Raw genomic sequence first — 19,111 nt, 5'->3', positions numbered from 1 at the left:
CCGGCGCCTGCCACGCAGGTTCTCAACAAATCCGGCGGAATGATTTACACTCCGTTCTCTTTGCCGCGGCGCGCCCCGGCGTAGAGCACCATGGAACGTATTAAGCGGGATCGTACACAAATGAGCAGATCACTTTCCATCGCCCTGGCCCAGCTGAACCTGCTGGTCGGCGACATTGAAGGCAACACCGAACGCATGTTGCAAATCGTGCAGGAGCAGCAGAAGGCGGGAGCCGATCTGGTCATGTTCAGCGAACTGGCGCTGTCCGGCTACCCGCCGGAAGATCTGCTGTATCGCAATGACTTCTATCAGCGCTGCGACGCGCAGCTGCTGCGCCTGCAGCAAGCCTCCGCCGAGACGGCGATCCTGGTCGGCCACCCGTGGCGCGAAGGTGACAAGTTGTATAACGCGCTGTCGCTGTTTGCCGAAGGCCGCCTGCTGACCCGCTACTTCAAGCAGCAGCTGCCGAACTACGGCGTGTTCGATGAGAAGCGCTATTTCCACGCCGGCAACGACACCTGCGTGGTGGAGCTGAAAGGCTACCGTCTGGGTCTGCTGATTTGCGAAGATCTGTGGTTCCCTGAGCCGATCGACGCCGCCAAGGCGGCCGGCGCGGAAATTATCCTGTCGATCAACGCCTCACCGTATAACCGCGAAAAGCCGTATATCCGCAAAACGCTGATGGCCGGCCACTGCCAGCGCACCCAGCTGCCGCTGGTGTACCTCAATCAGGTCGGCGGCCAGGATGAGCTGATCTTCGACGGCTGCTCCAAGGTATTTGACGCCGCCGGCACCATGACCCACCGTCTGGCGGCCTTCGACGAGCAGGTGACTCGTCTGGAATTCAATGAGCTGGCCGTGGTGCCGATGGCCGATCCGGCCGCTGAGCTGCCGCAGCTGGCGCAGGTGTACCAAGCGCTGGTGTTGGCGGTGCGCGACTACGTGACCAAAAACGGCTTTAAAGGCGCGGTGCTGGGCCTGTCCGGTGGCATCGACTCGGCGCTGACGCTGGCGATCGCCGTGGATGCGTTGGGTAAAGACAAGGTGCAGGCGCTGATGATGCCGTTCCGCTATACCGCGGATATCAGCATCGCCGACGCCAAGGAAGAGGCGGAAATCCTCGGCGTGGAGTTCGATATCGTCTCCATCGAACCGATGTTCGACGCCTTTATGGGCCAGCTGTCGCCGATGTTCGCCGGCACCGAGCGCGACACCACCGAAGAAAACCTGCAGGCGCGTTGCCGCGGGGTGGTGCTGATGGCGCTGTCCAACAAACGCCGCAGCATCGTGCTGACCACCGGCAACAAGAGCGAAATGGCGGTGGGTTACGCCACGCTGTACGGCGATATGGCCGGCGGTTTCGACGTGCTGAAGGACGTGCCGAAAACGCTGGTGTTCAAGCTGTCCGAATACCGTAACACCGTGTCCTACGTGATCCCGCAGCGGGTGATCGATCGTCCGCCGTCCGCCGAGCTGGCGCCGGATCAGGTCGATCAGGACAGCCTGCCGCCGTACGATATCCTGGACGCGATCCTGGAAGGCTACGTTGAACGCGACAAGTCGGTTGCCGATCTGGTGGCCGAAGGGTTCGACGAAGCGATCGTGCGCAAGGTGATCCGCCTGGTGGATATCAACGAATACAAGCGGCGTCAGGCCGCCGTCGGGCCGCGCATCACCGCCCGTAACTTCGGCAAAGACCGCCGCTACCCCATCACATCCGGTTTTGGCCGCAAAAATTGGTAAAAGGAAAGAAGATGAAAAAGATCGACGCGATTATCAAGCCGTTCAAACTGGATGACGTCCGCGAAGCGCTGGCCGAAGTGGGCATCACCGGTATGACGGTCACCGAAGTGAAAGGCTTCGGCCGCCAGAAGGGCCACACCGAGCTGTATCGCGGTGCCGAGTACATGGTCGACTTTCTGCCTAAGGTGAAGATCGAGATCGTGGTTGCCGACGACATCGTCGACACCTGCGTGGAAACCATCATGCAGACCGCGCAGACCGGCAAGATCGGCGACGGCAAAATCTTCGTCTTCGACGTGGCGCGCGTGGTGCGTATCCGTACCGGCGAGCAGGACGAAGAAGCGATCTGATCCTCCGCAGGGTCATCGGCCATCCAGGGCGCAGCGTGCTGCGCCCTTGTCATTTCTGCTCCCCGCGCATCATGCTTCTTCGCCTCGCCGTTTCCCTCTTTTTGCCCGTCGGCATTCTAAAAAAGCGAACGCTATCGCGTTTTTGATACTTTTTCCGATCGCTTTTCTCGCGGGATCTACAATCAATCTAACTATCTTGATTGAGGTGATCCCCAATGAATTTCAAGTTGCGGCTAGGCGGCAAGGGCGTGCATCCCCAGGAGCTTACTCAAGTAAGTGACTGGGGTAAGCGCACGCAGACAACAACGCAGCGGCTTGAAAGGCGATGGGGATGATGACGTTACGCCAAATCCGCCACTTTATCGCGGTGGCGGAAACCGGGTCGATCTCCGCCGGCGCCCAGGCGGTGTTTGTCTCCCAGTCTTCGCTGACGCTGGCGATCCAGCAGTTGGAAACCGAGATCGGCGTGCGGCTGTTCGATCGCCATGCCAAGGGCATGACGCTGACCCATCAGGGGCATCAGTTCCTGCGCCAGTCGTATCTGATCCTGGCGACGGTGGACAACGCCAAGCGCAGCCTGCAGATCGGCACCGAAAGCCTGACCGGCAAGCTGACCGTCGGCGTCACCAGCCTGGTGGCCGGCTACTTCCTGGTGGAGCTGCTCACGCGCTTTAAATCGGCCTATCCCAACGTCACCGTGCAGGTGGTTGAAGACGAGCGCCCGTATATCGAGCATCTGCTGGTCAGCGGCGAGATCGACATCGGCGTGCTGATCCTGTCGAACATCGAAGACCGCGACGCGCTGCAGACTGAGGTGCTGATGCACTCGCCGTATCGCCTGTGGCTGCCGCCGCTGCACCCGCTGTTGGAGCACGAGAGCATCAGCCTGGCGGACGTGGCCAAACAGCCGCTGATCCAGCTCAACGCCGATGAAATGGACGTGCACGCGCGGCGCATCTGGTCGCGCGCCGGGCTGAAGCCGGAGATCGCCATGAAGACCGCCTCGACCGAGGCGGTGCGCAGCCTGGTGGCGGCGGGGATGGGGGTCTCCATCCAGCCGGACATGGCGTACCGCGCCTGGTCGCTCGAGGGCAACATGATCGAAGCGCGCAAACTGGACGATCTGCTGGAGCCGCTGGATATCGGGCTGGCGTGGCGGCGCGGCAGCGCGCGGCCGGAGCTGGTGACGCCGTTCCTTACCATCGCGCGCGAGAATGGCAGCAAACACGCCGCCGGGCTTAAGCATTCGATTTAATCGAACGCGGCGTTCAGTATTTAGAATTTGTTGCCCGCCAGAGGCTCGCTTAGGCTGATTAAAACTAACTTATTCACATTTGGTTAACGTTTTTGTCACTTAGGGGCGTCAGGCGATGGCAGATGTGCAGGTTCTCTCAGGTTTGTCCTGTCAGCAGTTCATTAACGGTCAGTTGGTCGACGGCGAAGGCCAGCAGGAGTGCATCGTCAATCCGGCTAACGGCGAGATGCTGATCGCCCTGACCGAAGCCTCTTCGGCGCAGGTCGGCGGCGCGGTGAAAGCCGCGCAGCAGGCGTTTGGCCACTGGTCGCGCACCACGCCGGCCCAGCGCGCCGCTCTGTTGCTGCGCATCGCCGACGCCATCGAGCGGCAGGCGCCGCAGCTGGCGCAGCTGGAAGCCCTCAACTGCGGTAAACCGCTGCATCAGGCGCTCAATGACGATCTGCCGGCGGCGGTCGACGTGTTCCGCTTCTTCGCCGGCGCGGTGCGCACGCAGCAAGGGCAGCTGGCCGGCGAGTATGTGCCGGGCCACACCTCGATGATCCGCCGCGATCCGATCGGCGTGGTGGCCTCGATCGCCCCCTGGAACTATCCGCTGATGATGGCGGCGTGGAAGATTGCGCCAGCGTTGGCGGCGGGCAATACCGTGGTGTTTAAACCCTCCGAACATACGCCGCTGACCATTCTGGCGCTGGTGCCGGCGCTGCAGGAGATCCTGCCGCCGGGCGTGCTGAATATCGTCTACGGCGGCGGGGAAGGGGTCGGCAGCCTGCTGGTGGGGCACCCGCAGGTGCGGCTGGTGTCGGTCACCGGCGATATCGTCACCGGGCAAAAAATTCTTCAGGCGGCGGCCAAAAGCGTCAAGCGCACCCACCTGGAACTGGGGGGCAAGGCGCCGGTGATCGTCTGCGACGACGCCGATCTCGACGAGGTGGTCAACGGCATCCGCACCTACGGCTATTACAACGCCGGCCAGGACTGCACCGCCGCCTGCCGCATCTATGCACAGGCGGGCATCTATCCCAAGCTGGTGGACGCGCTGGGCGAGGCGGTTGCCAGCCTGCGCTTTGCCCGCAAGCGCGATCAGGACAACGAGATCGGCCCGTTGATAAGTAGCCGCCAGCGCGATCGCGTCGCCAGCTTCGTCGAGCGAGCGCTCAGCCAACCGCATATCGAATTGATCACCGGCGCCGCGGCCCACTCCGGGCCGGGGTTCTACTACCAGCCGACCCTGCTGGCGGGCTGCCTGCAAAGCGACGAAATCGTGCAGCGCGAGGTGTTTGGCCCGGTGGTCAGCATCACGCGCTTCGAACACCTGGAGCAGGCGGTCGAGTGGGCCAACGACTCGGAATACGGGCTGGCTTCGTCGGTGTGGACGCAAAATATCGATCGGGCGCTGCACATCGCCGCCCATCTGCAGTACGGCAGCACCTGGATCAACACCCATTTCACCTTGGCGAGCGAGATGCCGCACGGCGGCCTGAAACGCTCCGGCTACGGCAAGGATCTGTCCAGCGATTCACTACAGGATTACAGCGTTGTCAGGCACGTAATGGCGAAGTTCAAAGCCAGCTTCTAGCGGTTCTATAAAGCAAAATCAGGCGGCAGCCGTTCCCTGCCGCACACAGATACGCAACACAGGGGTAATTACGATGAGAAAAACTACCGCAGTCACCACCACCGTCTCCGCGCTCTGTCTTACCGTGCTGTGCGGCCTGGCCCAGGCGGCCGATCTGCCGCAGTCGCTGGGCAAAGGCGAAGGCCGGCTGGATATCATCGCCTGGCCCGGCTACATCGAACGCGGCCAGTCCGACAAAAACTACGACTGGGTCACCCAGTTTGAAAAGCAAACCGGCTGCGCGGTGAACGTGAAGACCGCCGCCACCTCCGATGAAATGGTCAGCCTGATGGCCAAGGGCGGCTACGATCTGGTGACCGCCTCCGGCGACGCCTCGCTGCGCCTGATCTTCGGCAAGCGGGTGCAGCCGATCAACACCGCGCTGATCCCGAACTGGAAGAACATCGATCCGCGCCTGCTGAACGGCGCCTGGTACACCGTGGACGGCAAAACCTACGGCACGCCGTACCAGTGGGGGCCGAACCTGCTGATGTACAACACCAAAACCTTCCCGACGCCGCCGGACAGCTGGGCGGTGATCTTCCAGCAGCAGAACCTGCCGGACGGCAAGAGCAACCAGGGCCGGGTGCAGGCTTACGACGGCCCGATCTACATCGCCGACGCGGCGCTGTTCCTGAAGGCCACCCAGCCGCAGCTCGGCATCAGCGATCCTTATCAGCTCAACGAAGAGCAGTATCAGGCGGCGCTGAAGCTGCTGCGCAGCCAGCACGCGCTGATCCACCGCTACTGGCACGACACCTCGGTGCAGATGAGCGACTTTAAAAACGAAGGCGTGGTGGCCTCCAGCGCCTGGCCGTATCAGGCCAACGCCCTGAAGGGCGAGGGGCAGCCGATCGCCACCGTGTTCCCGAAAGAGGGCGTGACCGGCTGGGCGGACACCACCATGCTGCATGCCGACGCCAAGCACCCGAGCTGCGCCTACCAGTGGATGAACTGGTCGCTGGAGCCGAAGGTGCAGGGCGACGTGGCGGCCTGGTTCGGATCGGTGCCGGCTTCACCGGCGGGCTGCAAGGCCAGCGCGCTGTTGGGTGAGAAGGGCTGCGAAACCAACGGCTTCAACCAGTTCGACAAAATCGCCTTCTGGAAAACGCCGCAGGCGCAGGGCGGCAAGTTCGTGCCGTACAGCCGCTGGACCCAGGATTACATCGCCATCATGGGCGGCCGCTAAGCCGCGGGGCGCAGCCCGCTGCGCCCGAACCACATCAGTATGGAGCACAAAAAATGACCATTGCCGTGCAATTCATCGATGTTTCGCGGACTTTCGGCGATGTTCGCGCCGTGGATCGGGTATCCATCGACATTCAGGACGGGGAATTTTTCTCCATGCTCGGGCCATCCGGCTCGGGCAAAACCACCTGCCTGCGCCTGATCGCCGGCTTTGAACAGCTCACTTCCGGCTCGATTCGCATCCACGGCCAGGAAGCCGCCAACCTGCCGCCGTATCAGCGCGACGTGAACACCGTGTTTCAGGATTACGCACTGTTCCCGCACATGTCGGTGCTGGAAAACGTCGCCTACGGCCTGATGGTGAAGGGCGTCGCCAAACGCGAGCGGCTGGCGCGGGCGCAAGAGGCGCTGGAGAGCGTGGCGCTCGGTTTCGTTGCCGAACGCAAGCCGGCGCACCTGTCGGGCGGCCAGCGGCAGCGCGTGGCGTTGGCGCGCGCTCTGGTCAATCGGCCGCGGGTGCTGCTGCTGGACGAACCGCTCGGCGCGCTGGATCTCAAGCTGCGCGAGCAGATGCAGGGCGAGCTGAAGAAGCTGCAGCGCCAGCTGGGCATCACCTTTATCTTCGTCACCCACGATCAAAGCGAAGCGCTGTCGATGTCCGATCGGGTGGCGGTGTTCAATAACGGCCGCATCGAACAGGTGGATACGCCGCGCGAGCTTTACATGCGGCCGAAGACGCCGTTCGTCGCCGAGTTCGTCGGCACCTCCAACGTGGTGCGCAGCGAGCTGGCGCAGCGCCTGCTCGGCGAAAGCCGGACCTTCTCGATCCGGCCGGAACATATCCGCCTGCTGGAGCATGGCGGCGCGGCGCAGGACGAGATCCAGGTACAGGGCACGCTGCAGGAAATCCATTACCAGGGCGCGGCCACGCGGTATGAAATCGCGCTGAACGGCGGCGAAAAGCTGCTGGTCAGCCAGGCCAATCCACAGTGGATCGCCGAAGGGCAACAGCGGCAGATCGGCCAGCCGATCGTCGCCTGCTGGCCGCGCGCGGCGATGGTACCGCTGCTGGAGGAGAGGTGAGATGGACATGAGCATCGATTCCCCCTCGGCGCGCGGCGGTACCGTGCGCGCGCTGTCGACCTGGCTTTATCGCCGGCCGACGCTGTATCTGCTTTTGCTGCTGGTGCCGCCGCTGCTGTGGTTCGGCGCGGTGTACCTCGGTTCGCTGCTGACGCTGCTGTGGCAAGGATTTTACACCTTCGACGATTTCACCATGGCGGTGACGCCGGATCTGACCTTCGCCAACCTGGCGGCGCTGTTCAACCCGGCCAACTACGACATCATCCTGCGCACGCTGACCATGGCGGTGCTGGTGTCGCTGGCCAGCGCGGCGCTGGCGTTCCCGATCGCCTATTACATGGCGCGCTACACCAGCGGCCGCGTTAAAGCGTTCTTTTACATCGCCGTGATGATGCCGATGTGGGCCAGCTATATCGTTAAAGCCTATGCCTGGACCCTGCTGCTGGCGAAGGATGGCGTGGCGCAGTGGTTCCTGCAGCACCTGGGGCTGGAGCCGCTGTTGGCTTCGCTGCTGACGGTGCCCGGCGTCGGCGGCAACACGCTGTCGACCTCGGGGCTGGGGCGTTTTCTGGTGTTCGTCTATATCTGGCTGCCGTTCATGATCCTGCCGATCCAGGCAGCGCTGGAGCGCCTGCCGCCCTCGCTGCTGCACGCCTCGGCGGATCTGGGCGCGCGGCCGGCGCAGACCTTCCGCCACGTCATTTTGCCGCTGGCGGTACCGGGCATCGCCGCCGGATCGATCTTCACCTTCTCGCTGACGCTGGGCGACTTTATTGTGCCGCAGCTGGTGGGGCCGCCGGGCTATTTCATCGGCAGCATGGTGTACGCCCAGCAGGGTGCGATCGGCAATATGCCGATGGCCGCGGCCTTTACGCTGGTGCCGATCGTCCTGATCGCCATTTACCTTTCCATCGTCAAACGTCTGGGGGCTTTCGATGCACTCTGAACGCGCGCCCTTAGGGCTGAAGCTGGCCGCCTGGGGCGGACTGATCTTCCTGCATTTCCCGTTGGCGATCATCGCCATCTACGCCTTCAACACCGAGGATGCCGCCTTCAGCTTCCCGCCGAAGGGCTTCACGCTGCACTGGTTCAACGTTGCCGCCGGGCGGCAGGACATCATCGATGCGGTGCTGCTGTCGGCGCAGATCGCCTGCCTGGCGACCGCCATCGCGCTGGTGCTCGGCACGCTGGCGGCGGCGGCGCTGTATCGGCGCGATTTCTTCGGCAAGGACAGCATTTCGCTGCTGTTGCTGCTGCCGATCGCGCTGCCGGGGATCGTCACCGGTCTGGCGCTGCTGGCGGCGTTCAAGGCGCTGAACATCGAGCCGGGTATCCTGACTATCGTCGTCGGCCATGCGACGTTTTGCGTGGTGATCGTGTTCAACAACGTCATCGCCCGGTTCCGCCGCACCTCGTACAGCCTGATCGAAGCGTCGATGGATCTCGGCGCCGACGGCTGGCAAACCTTCCGTTACGTGATCTTGCCGAACCTCGGCTCGGCGCTGCTGGCCGGGGGCATGCTGGCGTTCGCGCTGTCGTTCGATGAAATCATCGTGACCACCTTTACCGCCGGCCACGAGCGCACGCTGCCGCTGTGGCTGCTGAACCAGCTCGGTCGCCCGCGCGACGTGCCGATCACCAACGTGGTGGCGCTGTCGGTAATGCTGTTGACCATGCTGCCGATCCTCGGCGCTTACTACCTGACCAAAGGTGGGGAAAGCGTCGCCGGCAGCGGCAAATAATTTCCTTACCCGACCTCTGATAAAAGGATAACCCTATGCAAAGCCAACTGTTGATTGACGGCCAACTGGTGAATGGCCAGGGCGCGACCCAGCCGGTGTATAACCCGGCGACCGGCGAAGTGATTGCGCAGGTGGCGGAGGCCAGCCCGGAGCAGGTCGATCGCGCGGTGCTGGCGGCGGACGCCGCGTTCGCCGCCTGGGGGCAAACCACGCCGAAGGCGCGCGCCGAGCATCTGCTCAAGCTGGCGGATCTGATCGACGAGCATGCCGAGACTTTCGCCAGGCTGGAGTCGCTCAACTGCGGCAAACCTTATCACTGCGTGTTGAACGACGAACTGCCGGCGGTGGCCGACGTGTTTCGCTTCTTCGCCGGGGCCAGCCGCTGCCTGACCGGCATGGCGGCCGGCGAGTATCTGGCCGGGCATACCTCGATGATCCGCCGCGATCCGCTCGGCGTGGTGGCCTCGATCGCGCCGTGGAACTACCCGCTGATGATGGCGGCCTGGAAACTGGCGCCGGCGTTGGCGGCGGGCAACTGCGTGGTGATCAAGCCGTCGGAGCAGACGCCGCTGACCACTTTCAAACTGGCCGAACTGGCCGCCGGGCTGTTCCCGCCGGGCGTGCTCAACGTGCTGTTCGGCCGCGGCGCAAGCGTCGGCGATCGGCTGACCGGGCATGACAAGGTGCGCATGGTGTCGCTGACCGGCTCGATCGCCACCGGCGAGCACATCATCGCCCACACCGCCGCTGGCATTAAGCGCACCCATATGGAGCTGGGCGGTAAGGCGCCGGTGCTGGTGTTTGACGACGCCGATCTGCAGCAGGTGGTGGACGGCATTCGCGGCTTCGGTTTCTACAACGCCGGGCAGGATTGCACCGCCGCGTGCCGCATCTACGCGCAGAAAAGCATTTATCCCGAGCTGGTGAAGCGGCTGGGCGAGGCGGTGGCCAGCCTGAAGATCGGTGCGCCGGACGACGAGAGCACCGAGCTGGGGCCATTGATCACCGCCCAGCATCTGGAGCGGGTCGCCGGTTTTGTCGAGCGCGCCAAAGCGTTGCCGCACGTGCAGGTGGTGACCGGCGGCGAGAAGGTGAAAGGGCCGGGTTACTACTTCCAGCCGACGCTGCTGGCCGGCGCGCGCCAGGAGGATGAGATCGTGCAGCGCGAGGTGTTCGGCCCGGTGGTGACGGTGACGCCGTTCGACGACGAAGAGCAGGTGCTGGCCTGGGCGAACGAATCCAACTACGGGCTGGCGTCGTCCGTGTGGACCCGCGACGTGGGGCGCGCGCATCGCTTAAGCGCCCGCCTGCAATACGGCTGCACCTGGGTGAACACCCACTTCATGTTGGTGAGTGAAATGCCGCACGGCGGCCAGAAACTGTCCGGCTACGGCAAGGACATGTCGATGTACGGGCTGGAGGATTACACCGCCATTCGTCATGTGATGTTCAAACATTGATTTTACAATAATTATCCGCACAATAGCGCGGCCTTCGGGCCGGCCCCGGCCGGCCGATGATAATAAAAATTGAAAGGAAGCCTATATGGGTATCACCAGACGCGATTTTCTCAACGGGGTGGCGATCACCATCGCCGCCGGGTTGACGCCGCTGCAAATCTTGCGCGCGTCGCCGCAAACCGCCAATCAAACCCTGTACTACCCGCCGGCGCTGACCGGGCTGCGGGGTAACCATCCGGGCTCGTTCGAGCATGCGCACCAGCTGGGGCGCGACGGTAAAACCTTTGATTTCGGCAGCGTACCCGCCGTTGAAGAGTTCGATCTGGTGGTGGTCGGCGCCGGCATCAGCGGGCTGGCGGCCGCCTGCTTCTGGCAGCAGTTGAAAGGCGAGCAGCAGCGCATTTTGCTGATCGACAACCATGACGACTTCGGCGGCCACGCCAAGCGCAACGAATTCAACACCGACGACGGCATGCTGCTCGGCTACGGCGGCAGCGAATCGCTGCAGTCGCCGCGCTCCAACTTCAGCCCGGTGGCGATGGGGCTGCTGCGCAAGCTCGGCGTCGATATCGACCAACTGGAGCAGGCGTTTGACACCACTTTCTACCCGGATCTGAACCTGAGCCGCGGGGTTTACTTCGATCGCAAGAACTTCGGCGTCGACAAGGTGGTGAGCGGCGATCCGGGCCGCACGGTGGCGGACGACATTCCGCGCGATCGCCTCAACGGCCGCTCTTATGAAGCGTTCATCGGTGATTTCCCGCTGCCGGAAAGCGATCGCCAGGCGCTGATCGCACTGCATACGGTGGAGAAAGATTATCTGCCGGAGATGACGCTGGAGCAGAAGGTCGAATGGCTTGATACCCACAGCTACACCCAGTTCCTGCGTGAAAAAGTGGGCCTGAGCGAGCTGGCGATCCGTTATTTCCAGCAGACCACCAACGACTTCCAGGCGGTGGGCATCGACGGCACGTCGTGCAGCGATGCGCGTATCTGCGATCTGCCGGGCCTCGGCGGCATGAATCTGCCGCCGCTGGACGAAGAGTCGCAGGCGGACCTCGACGATCCTTACGTGTTTCACTTCCCGGACGGCAACGCCACGCTGACGCGCCTGATGGTGCGCAAGCTGATCCCGGCGGTGGCGCCGGCCGGCAAAGACATGAACGACGTGGTGCTGGCCAAATTCGACTACAGCCAGCTCGATCGGCCGGAGTCGCCGGTGAAGCTGCGTTTGAACAGCACCGGGCTGCACGCGGCCAACGTCGGCGACAAGGTGGAAGTCACCTATATGACCGGCGAGAAGATGACCAAGGTGCGCGCCGGGCAGGTGGTGATGGCCGGCTACAACATGATGATCCCGTACCTGGTGCCGGAGATGTCACACGAGCAGCAGGAGGCGCTCAAGCAGAACGTCAAGGCGCCGTTGGTGTACAGCAAAGTGGTGATCCGCAACTGGCAACCGTTCATCAAGCTGGGCGTGCACGAAATTTATTCGCCGGCCGCGCCGTACAGCCGCGTGAAGCTGGACTACCCGGTGAGCATGGGCGGGTATCAGCACCCGCGCGATCCGGATCGGCCAATCGGCCTGCATATGGTGTACGTGCCGACGCTGCCGGGCAGCGGCCTCAGCCCGCGCGAGCAGTCGCGCAAAGGGCGCGCGCTGCTGCTGGGCACGCCGTTCGAGGTGCATGAGCAGATGATCCGCGAACAGCTGCAGGGCATGCTGGGCGAGGCGGGTTTCGACCATCAGCGCGATATTCAGGCGATCACCGTCAACCGCTGGTCGCACGGTTATTCCTACTTCCTCAACGGGCTGTTTGACGATGAAGAAGAAGCCAAGAAAATCATCGAAACGGCGCGGCAGCCGATCGGCAAGATCGTTATCGCCAACTCCGATTCTGACTGGAGCCCGTACGCCAACTCGGCGATCGATCAGGCGTGGCGCGCGGTGAACGAACTGGCCTACGGCAAGGTTGCCGCCAAGGAGGGAGCATGAGTCTGCGTTCGCTGTACCTGTTGAGCCTGCTGGCGGCCGGCGGCTCGGCCCAGGCGATGTCGGCCGGGGAATATGTCGCCAAGGCCGGCGACTGCACCGCCTGCCACACCGCGCCGGGCGGCGCTGAACTGGCGGGCGGCATGAAGTTCCCGACGCCGCTCGGGGCTATCTACGCCACCAACATCACGCCGGACAAGCTGCACGGCATCGGCGCCTATTCGTTCGAAGAGTTCGATCGCGCCATGCGCCAGGGGATAGCCAAAGACGGTCACCGGCTCTACCCGGCGATGCCGTATACCTCGTACGCCAAAATGAGCGCGGAAGACATGCGCGCGCTGTATGACTACCTGATGAATGAGGTGCCGGCGCAGAACGTCGCCAACCGGGACAGCGACATCAGCTGGCCGCTGTCGATGCGCTGGCCGCTGGCGGTGTGGAACCAGCTGTTCCACGACGACCAGCCGTATCAGGCAGATCCGCAGCAAAGCGCCGAGTGGAACCGCGGCGCCTACCTGGTGCAGGGCGCGGGCCATTGCGGCAGCTGCCACACGCCGCGCGGCTGGGCGATGCAGGAGAAGGGGCTGGACGGTAAGGAGCCGGTGTTCCTGAGCGGCGCCGAGCTGGACGGCTGGTACGCCTCCAATCTGCGCGGCCTGCCGCCGGAAGAGGTGACGGCGCTGCTGAAAACCGGCCGCAGCCGCCATGCGGCGGTCGCCGGGCCGATGAGCGAGGTGGTGACCCACAGTACGCAGTATCTCAGCGACGGCGATTTGAACGCCATCGCGGTGTACCTGCGCAGCCTGGCGCCGGAAACCGCCGCCAAAGCCGCTGCGCCTGCCGTGCAGGCGAATAATCCGGGCGGCAAGGCGACCTACGCGATGTACTGCTCGACCTGCCACGGCAACAAGGGCGAGGGCACCGATTTTGCCATTCCGGCGCTGGCGGGCAATGCCACGGTAACGGCGGACAATCCGCTGACCGCGCTGCGGGTAGTGCTGGAAGGGGCGCATACTCCGGCCACGCAGCAGGCGATGGCGTTCGACATGCCGGCTTACGGCTGGGCGTTGAACGATCGGCAGGCGGCGGATCTGATGAGCTATCTGCGGGGAAGCTGGGGCAACCAGGCGGCGCCGGTGACGGTGCAGCAGGTGCAGGACGCGCGCCAGCTGCAGGCGAAATGAGGGGGGAGCGCGGTCTGACAGCCGCGCTCCGCAAGCATTACAGCACCTTATGCGGGCCGAAACATTCGTAGTGGATGCGTTCGGCCTCTACGCCCATCTCCAGCAGTTGTTTGCCCACGAACTGCATGAAGGCCACCGGGCCGCAGAAGTAATAGTGCATCTGCGGATCGGCCAGGCTGCCTTGCAGCGCACTCAAATCCATCAATCCGCGGCTGTGGTAGTCGCGGCCTTCCACGTCATCGGCAGCCGGCTCGCGGTACCACACATGGCGGCTCAGATTCGGCATACGCCCGGCAATATCCGCTACCTCATCGGCAAAGGCGTGCACGCTGCCGTTTTCCGCCGCGTGCAGCCAGTGGACCTGCGCCTGATGCTGGTTGTCGTGCAGGGTGTTGAGCATGCCGAGCATCGGGGTTTGGCCGACGCCGGCGGAGATCAACGCCACCGGCGTGGTCGGCGCCACGTCGAGGAAGAAGTCGCCGTGCGGCGGGGCGATGTAGATCACGTCGCCTTCCTGAGCCTGCTGGTGCAGGTAGTTGGACACTTTCCCCTGATCTTCGCGCTTCACCGCGATGCGGTAGAACTCGCCGTTCGGCGAGGTGGTCAGCGAGTACTGGCGAATTTCCTGATGCTCCAGGCTGTCGTGCTTGATGTAGACCGCCAGGTATTGCCCCGGTTTGAAGTCCGCCACCCGGCCGCCGTCCACCGGCGCCAGCACGAAGCTGCAGATCACGTCGCTCTGCGGCTGTTTCTTCAGGATGCGGAATGCGCGCAGATCGCGCCAGCCGCCGTTGTCGGTTTCGCTCTGCTGATAAATCTGCTCTTCACGCTGGATAAATACGTTGGCCAGCACGCCGTAGGCTTTGCCCCAGGCGTCCAGGACTTCCTGACCCGGGCTGAACATTTCGTCCAGCGTCGCCAGCAGGTGACCGCCGACGATGTTGTACTGCTCCGGCTGGATATTGAAGCTGGTGTGCTTCTGCGCGATGCGCTCCACCGCCGGCAGCAGCGCCGCCAGGTTCTCGATGTTGGCGGCATAGGCGCAGATGGCGTCGAACAGCGCCTGACGCTGATCGCCGTTGCGCTGGTTGCTCATGTTGAAAATGTCTTTCAATTCCGGGTTGTGCGCGAACATGCGATCGTAAAAGTGGGCGGTCAGCTTCGGCCCGGTCGCAGCCAGCAGGGGAAGGGTGGATTTCACGGTGGCGATGGTTTGGCTATCCAGCATGGAAGCGCTCCTTGGGTTGGGATCTTGACGATAATTGTAATGATGTATTTTAAATGCATCTTATTGGGTTCCGCGTCGCTTGTAAATACCCTTGTTTTCGTTGCGGTGTTCTTCGGGCGTCGATCGCGCTCACAGAACATGAAAAAAGCGCATCGTTCGCATGAGGAAATGTCCGTTGATAAACGGCGGCGTTTCGCGGATCAAAGCCTTGCGCCACCTTATGCCAATCGTTTGCGTAAAAACCTCTGTCAAGACCTATCTTCGGTGGGGCGAAACGGTTTACACTGTGGCCCAGAACCCAAACGGGTAGTTATTTGGTGATTTTTTAGTTAGCTGATTTAAGTCAGGAGATGCCGGATGTTAAAGCGTGAAATGAACATTGCCGATTACGATGCGGAACTGTGGCGTGCCATGGAGCAGGAAGTGGTGCGTCAGGAAGAGCACATCGAGCTGATCGCGTCTGAGAACTACACCAGCCCGCGCGTGATGCAGGCTCAGGGTTCCCAGCTGACCAACAAATACGCTGAAGGCTATCCGGGCAAGCGTTACTACGGCGGCTGCGAATACGTGGATATCGTTGAGCAGCTGGCTATCGATCGCGCCAAAGAATTGTTCGGCGCCGATTACGCCAACGTGCAGCCGCACTCCGGCTCCCAGGCTAACTTCGCCGTGTACACCGCGCTGCTGCAGCCGGGCGACACCATTCTGGGCATGAACCTGGCGCACGGCGGCCACCTGACCCACGGTTCCCCGGTCAACCTGTCCGGCAAACTGTATAACGTGGTGCCTTACGGCATCGACGACAAAGGCCAAATCGACTATGACGATCTGGCCAAGCAGGCGCAAACCCACAAGCCGAAAATGATCATCGGCGGCTTCTCCGCTTACTCCGGCGTGGTTGATTGGGCCAAAATGCGCGAAATCGCCGACAGCATCGGCGCTTACCTGTTCGTCGACATGGCGCACGTGGCCGGCCTGATCGCCGCCGGCGTGTACCCGAACCCGGTACCGCACGCGCACATCGTCACCACCACCACCCACAAAACCCTGGCGGGCCCGCGCGGCGGCCTGATCCTGGCGAAGGGCGGCGACGAAGAGCTGTACAAGAAGCTGAACTCCGCCGTGTTCCCTGGCGGCCAGGGCGGCCCGCTGATGCACGTGATCGCCGGCAAGGCGGTGGCGCTGAAAGAAGCGATGGAGCCTGAGTTCAAGGTTTACCAGCAGCAAGTGGCGGTCAACGCCAAGGCGATGGTGGACGTGTTCCTGCAGCGCGGCTACAAAGTGGTCTCCGGCGGCACCCATAACCACCTGTTCCTGCTGGATCTGGTCGACAAAAACCTGACCGGTAAAGAAGCGGACGCTGCCCTGGGCCGCGCCAACATCACCGTCAACAAAAACAGCGTGCCGAACGATCCGAAGAGCCCGTTCGTTACCTCCGGCGTGCGTATCGGCACCCCGGCCGTGACCCGTCGCGGCTTCAAAGAGGCCGACGTGCGCGAACTGGCCGGTTGGATCTGCGATGTGCTGGACAACATCAACGATGAAGCCACCATCGAACGCACCAAGAAGAAAGTGCTGGATATCTGCGCCCGCCTGCCGGTTTACGCATAATCCCGCTTTCGCCCGACAAAACCCGCTGCGGCGGGTTTTTTTATGCCCGCCAGCAGCAAACTGTGAACTGTCTGGCACTCTAACGCATTGAAGTGGAATGACGATTGCGGGGCGGTGTGAGCTCTGTCAAAGTATTGCCCTCATTCCGGAGGGATCATGGTTCTGCAATCAACGCGTTGGCTCGCTCTCAGTTATTTCACCTACTTCTTTTCCTATGGCATCTTCTTACCGTTCTGGGGCGTATGGCTGAAAGGCGAGGGCATCGCACCCGAAACCATCGGCATGTTGCTCGGCGCCGGCTTGGTGGCCCGCTTCCTCGGCAGTTTACTGATTGCACCCCGCGTTAAAGATCCCTCTCATTTAGTCTCCGCCCTGCGCCTGCTGGCGCTGCTGACCTTGGCCTTCGCGGTCGGCTTTTGCTTCGGCAACGGCTGGGGCTGGCTGATGCTGGTGATAGCGGGCTTCAACCTGTTCTTCTCGCCGCTGGTACCGCTGACCGACGCGTTGGCCGGCACCTGGCAAAAGCAGATCCGCATGGACTACGGCCGGGTAAGGCTGTGGGGCTCGCTGGCGTTCGTCATCGGCTCGGCGCTGACCGGGCAGCTGGTGGCGGTGTGGGGCCATAACGCGATTCTTTACAGCCTGATCTTCAGCGTGTTGGCGATGCTGCTGGGCATGTTGCTGAAGCCGAGCGTCATGCCGCAGGGCGAAGCGCGCACGCACAGCGGAGCCGAGCGCTCGCTGTGGGCACTGCTGAAAGAAGGGCCGGTCTGGCGCTTCCTGCTGTGCGTCACGCTGCTGCAGGGGGCGCACGCCGGCTACTACAGCTTCGGCTCCATTTACTGGCAGGAAGCCGGCTATTCGGCCTCGACCATCGGCTATCTGTGGTCGCTGGGCGTGGTGGCGGAGGTGATTATTTTCGCCAGCAGCAACGTGCTGTTCCGCCGCTGGAATGCGCGCAACCTGCTGTTGCTCTCCGCCTGCTGCGGCGTGCTGCGCTGGAGCCTGATGGCCTACAGCACCGAACTGGGCTGGCTGCTGCTGATCCAGATCCTGCACTGCGGCACCTTCACCGTCTGCCATCTGGCGGCGATGCGCTTTATCGCCGCGCGCCAGGGGCAAGAGGTGATCCGGCTGCAGGCGGTGTATTCGGCGCTGGCGATGGGCGGCGGCATCGCCGTCATGACGGTCATTGCCGGGTTCCTGTTCGAACATTGGCAGGGCGGGGTATTCTGGGTGATGGCGGCGGTCGCGGTGCCGGCCTTGTTCATCCGGCCGCCGGCGGTCAGCGTCAGCCGCTGATTAAGGGGCTTCCAGCAGCGCGCGGATCGCCTGGCGCTGCCGGGTTTCCAGCGGCAGTTCGGTATAGATCAGCGGCGGGTGCGGATCGCTGTGCACCGCCGCATAAGGGGTGATCACCAGCATGACGCCCTGCGGCGCGCCGCCGCGCAGATAGTCGTTCAGCGGCAGATACTTGATGTTCAGCGGCAGCAGCGTGAGCTCGCGAATCTGGTATTCCACTTCTTCTTCCAACTGCGGGTTGTCCAGCGTCAGCAGCAGCACCTGTTTTTCCTGCAGCGCGTTGTCCTGCATCAGCCAGGCGCCGAAGCTGATGGCCACCAGGCCCGCCTCCTCGTTGGAAAAATGCACGCCGTACTCCTGCTCCAGCGGTTTCAGCGCTTCCTGCGTGGTGCGCATCAGCCGCGGGTATTTGCGCACCACTTCTTCCAGCAGCATATTGTCGATGCCGATGGCGAAACGGCAGCGCTCCAGCGCCGGCGCCAGATGGGCAAACAGCTGGCTGACCAGCTCAGTTTTGCTGCTGAAGGCCATGCCGGAAAGTTGCTGGAAGCGCTCGACCATGCTGTCGATGGCCGCCATCAGCCGCTGTTCCTGCGCGGAGTCGTTGCTGTGGTAGCTGTGATTTTTCAACATGGTAAACGTCAGCGCCAAAAAATCGCGCTCGTCTGCCTGCGGCGGCTGATTAAACAGCCGGTTGCAGGCCTGATGCAGCCAGGCGGCGGCCTGCTGCTCCGGTTTTTGCCGCAGCCAGTCACGCTGAACGGCGTCGAAACGCGGATGCTGCCGCAGGCGATTTTGCCAGGCGCAGTAGAGCAGATAATGCTGCAGGAATTGGCGGTCGCGTGCATCGAAGCGGCGGTTGAGCAGCGGCTCGCAGGCATCGATCGCCTCTGCCAGCGCAGACGCCGGGGCGGCATCGGCCGCCAGCGCGTGCCGCAGGCGCGGGGCGAAATCGCCTTCAACGAATTGCGGGCTGCAGCGCAGGGCCCGCCGCAGCCAATGGATCAGGCACAGGCGCTGGTCGAGCGTGCTGCCCCGCAGTTGGTAACCACGATCGTGATCGACGGCGATCTCCAGGTGGTGGAAACGCTGGATTTCACTGGCCACCTCGGCTATATCTTGCCGGGTTATCGGGGGGGCGACGCCGTTGATTCGGCTCAGGGTCTCCAGCTGTAACTCGGGCTCCGGCGTGTACAGCATCAGCAGCAGATGGCAGCGCCGTTGTTGTCCGGAGAGCTCGGGCACGGGAGAGGTGTCCAGGCTCATTATCACCTTCCGGCATAAAAGGTTGCGATTATGCCTAAGCATAGCAAAAGGCTTTGTAATGGCAGGGTTACCGCGCGCCTTTTACTTC

At 62.9% G+C, this 19,111-nt stretch carries 15 protein-coding genes; 13 read left to right on the top strand and 2 right to left on the bottom strand.

Features of this window, described 5'->3' with window-relative positions; translation table 11 throughout:
- Window positions 1-120: 120 nt before the first annotated feature.
- From EKL15_RS01880 to EKL15_RS01830, 11 genes are all read left to right on the top strand, one after another.
- Window positions 121-1,743: an NAD+ synthase gene (locus EKL15_RS01880; protein WP_025303930.1), complete on the top strand. Its 1,623-nt coding sequence runs from the start codon at window positions 121-123 to the stop codon at window positions 1,741-1,743.
- Window positions 1,744-1,754: 11 nt separating this feature from the next.
- Window positions 1,755-2,093: a nitrogen regulatory protein P-II gene (gene glnB, locus EKL15_RS01875; RefSeq protein ID WP_004847623.1), complete on the top strand. Its 339-nt coding sequence runs from the start codon at window positions 1,755-1,757 to the stop codon at window positions 2,091-2,093.
- 331 nt (window positions 2,094-2,424) lie between these two features.
- Window positions 2,425-3,348, top strand: coding sequence for a LysR substrate-binding domain-containing protein (locus EKL15_RS01870; protein ID WP_038874511.1), 924 nt, complete (start codon window positions 2,425-2,427; stop codon window positions 3,346-3,348).
- Between the two features lie 115 nt (window positions 3,349-3,463).
- On the top strand, window positions 3,464-4,927 hold the full coding sequence (locus EKL15_RS01865) for a gamma-aminobutyraldehyde dehydrogenase (protein WP_203088699.1): 1,464 nt from the start codon (window positions 3,464-3,466) through the stop codon (window positions 4,925-4,927).
- Window positions 4,928-5,000: 73 nt separating this feature from the next.
- Window positions 5,001-6,155: a putative ABC transporter substrate-binding protein YdcS gene (gene ydcS, locus EKL15_RS01860; RefSeq protein ID WP_033635611.1), complete on the top strand. Its 1,155-nt coding sequence runs from the start codon at window positions 5,001-5,003 to the stop codon at window positions 6,153-6,155.
- Window positions 6,156-6,208: 53 nt separating this feature from the next.
- Window positions 6,209-7,237, top strand: a complete 1,029-nt coding sequence (locus EKL15_RS01855) for an ABC transporter ATP-binding protein (protein WP_033651579.1) — start codon at window positions 6,209-6,211, stop codon at window positions 7,235-7,237.
- A gap of 1 nt (window position 7,238) precedes the next feature.
- On the top strand, window positions 7,239-8,183 hold the full coding sequence (locus EKL15_RS01850) for an ABC transporter permease (RefSeq protein WP_033644105.1): 945 nt from the start codon (window positions 7,239-7,241) through the stop codon (window positions 8,181-8,183).
- The gene (locus EKL15_RS01845) at window positions 8,173-8,979 is read left to right on the top strand and encodes an ABC transporter permease (protein WP_038874514.1); all 807 of its coding nucleotides are present in this window, start codon (window positions 8,173-8,175) and stop codon (window positions 8,977-8,979) included. The genes EKL15_RS01850 and EKL15_RS01845 overlap by 11 nt, the downstream gene beginning before the upstream one ends.
- A gap of 35 nt (window positions 8,980-9,014) precedes the next feature.
- Window positions 9,015-10,439, top strand: coding sequence for an aminobutyraldehyde dehydrogenase (gene patD / locus EKL15_RS01840; RefSeq protein WP_110158346.1), 1,425 nt, complete (start codon window positions 9,015-9,017; stop codon window positions 10,437-10,439).
- 85 nt (window positions 10,440-10,524) lie between these two features.
- On the top strand, window positions 10,525-12,435 hold the full coding sequence (locus EKL15_RS01835; RefSeq protein ID WP_060425032.1) for an FAD/NAD(P)-binding protein: 1,911 nt from the start codon (window positions 10,525-10,527) through the stop codon (window positions 12,433-12,435).
- Window positions 12,432-13,616: a cytochrome c gene (locus EKL15_RS01830; protein ID WP_203088697.1), complete on the top strand. Its 1,185-nt coding sequence runs from the start codon at window positions 12,432-12,434 to the stop codon at window positions 13,614-13,616. The genes EKL15_RS01835 and EKL15_RS01830 overlap by 4 nt, the downstream gene beginning before the upstream one ends.
- 37 nt (window positions 13,617-13,653) lie before the next feature.
- Here the strand turns inward: EKL15_RS01830 and hmpA are convergent, their stop codons facing one another.
- Entirely contained in the window at window positions 13,654-14,844 is a 1,191-nt protein-coding gene (gene hmpA / locus EKL15_RS01825; RefSeq protein WP_060425028.1) for an NO-inducible flavohemoprotein, read from the bottom strand.
- Window positions 14,845-15,201: 357 nt separating this feature from the next.
- Here hmpA and glyA point away from each other — a divergent pair, with 357 nt between their 5' ends.
- Complete coding sequence (gene glyA, locus EKL15_RS01820) at window positions 15,202-16,455, top strand: serine hydroxymethyltransferase (RefSeq protein WP_025303922.1); 1,254 nt, start codon at window positions 15,202-15,204, stop codon at window positions 16,453-16,455.
- Between the two features lie 156 nt (window positions 16,456-16,611).
- Complete coding sequence (locus EKL15_RS01815; protein WP_038874523.1) at window positions 16,612-17,757, top strand: 3-phenylpropionate MFS transporter; 1,146 nt, start codon at window positions 16,612-16,614, stop codon at window positions 17,755-17,757.
- Here the strand turns inward: EKL15_RS01815 and csiE are convergent, their stop codons facing one another.
- Window positions 17,758-19,023 carry a stationary phase inducible protein CsiE gene (csiE, locus tag EKL15_RS01810; protein WP_203088695.1) on the bottom strand — a complete coding sequence of 422 codons (1,266 nt, stop codon included), beginning with the start codon at window positions 19,021-19,023 and terminating at the stop codon, window positions 17,758-17,760.
- Window positions 19,024-19,111 lie beyond the last annotated feature (88 nt).

The organism is Serratia sp. 4542, from assembly GCF_016805595.1.
Taxonomy (GTDB): Bacteria; Pseudomonadota; Gammaproteobacteria; order Enterobacterales; family Enterobacteriaceae; genus Serratia; species Serratia nevei.
The sequence above is the reverse complement of the archived record's forward strand: the minus strand, read 5'-3'. Positions and strand labels throughout refer to the sequence as shown.

Excerpts from the sequence above, each read along its gene's own strand:
- EKL15_RS01880 (WP_025303930.1), top strand. The coding sequence starts at position 121 with ATGAGCAGATCACTTTCCATCGCCCTGGCCCAGCTGAACCTGCTGGTC.
- glnB (WP_004847623.1), top strand. The coding sequence starts at position 1,755 with ATGAAAAAGATCGACGCGATTATCAAGCCGTTCAAACTGGATGACGTC.
- EKL15_RS01870 (WP_038874511.1), top strand. The coding sequence starts at position 2,425 with ATGATGACGTTACGCCAAATCCGCCACTTTATCGCGGTGGCGGAAACC.
- EKL15_RS01865 (WP_203088699.1), top strand. The coding sequence starts at position 3,464 with ATGGCAGATGTGCAGGTTCTCTCAGGTTTGTCCTGTCAGCAGTTCATT.
- ydcS (WP_033635611.1), top strand. The coding sequence starts at position 5,001 with ATGAGAAAAACTACCGCAGTCACCACCACCGTCTCCGCGCTCTGTCTT.
- EKL15_RS01855 (WP_033651579.1), top strand. The coding sequence starts at position 6,209 with ATGACCATTGCCGTGCAATTCATCGATGTTTCGCGGACTTTCGGCGAT.
- EKL15_RS01850 (WP_033644105.1), top strand. The coding sequence starts at position 7,239 with ATGGACATGAGCATCGATTCCCCCTCGGCGCGCGGCGGTACCGTGCGC.
- EKL15_RS01845 (WP_038874514.1), top strand. The coding sequence starts at position 8,173 with ATGCACTCTGAACGCGCGCCCTTAGGGCTGAAGCTGGCCGCCTGGGGC.
- patD (WP_110158346.1), top strand. The coding sequence starts at position 9,015 with ATGCAAAGCCAACTGTTGATTGACGGCCAACTGGTGAATGGCCAGGGC.
- EKL15_RS01835 (WP_060425032.1), top strand. The coding sequence starts at position 10,525 with ATGGGTATCACCAGACGCGATTTTCTCAACGGGGTGGCGATCACCATC.
- EKL15_RS01830 (WP_203088697.1), top strand. The coding sequence starts at position 12,432 with ATGAGTCTGCGTTCGCTGTACCTGTTGAGCCTGCTGGCGGCCGGCGGC.
- hmpA (WP_060425028.1), bottom strand. The coding sequence starts at position 14,844 with ATGCTGGATAGCCAAACCATCGCCACCGTGAAATCCACCCTTCCCCTG.
- glyA (WP_025303922.1), top strand. The coding sequence starts at position 15,202 with ATGTTAAAGCGTGAAATGAACATTGCCGATTACGATGCGGAACTGTGG.
- EKL15_RS01815 (WP_038874523.1), top strand. The coding sequence starts at position 16,612 with ATGGTTCTGCAATCAACGCGTTGGCTCGCTCTCAGTTATTTCACCTAC.
- csiE (WP_203088695.1), bottom strand. The coding sequence starts at position 19,023 with ATGAGCCTGGACACCTCTCCCGTGCCCGAGCTCTCCGGACAACAACGG.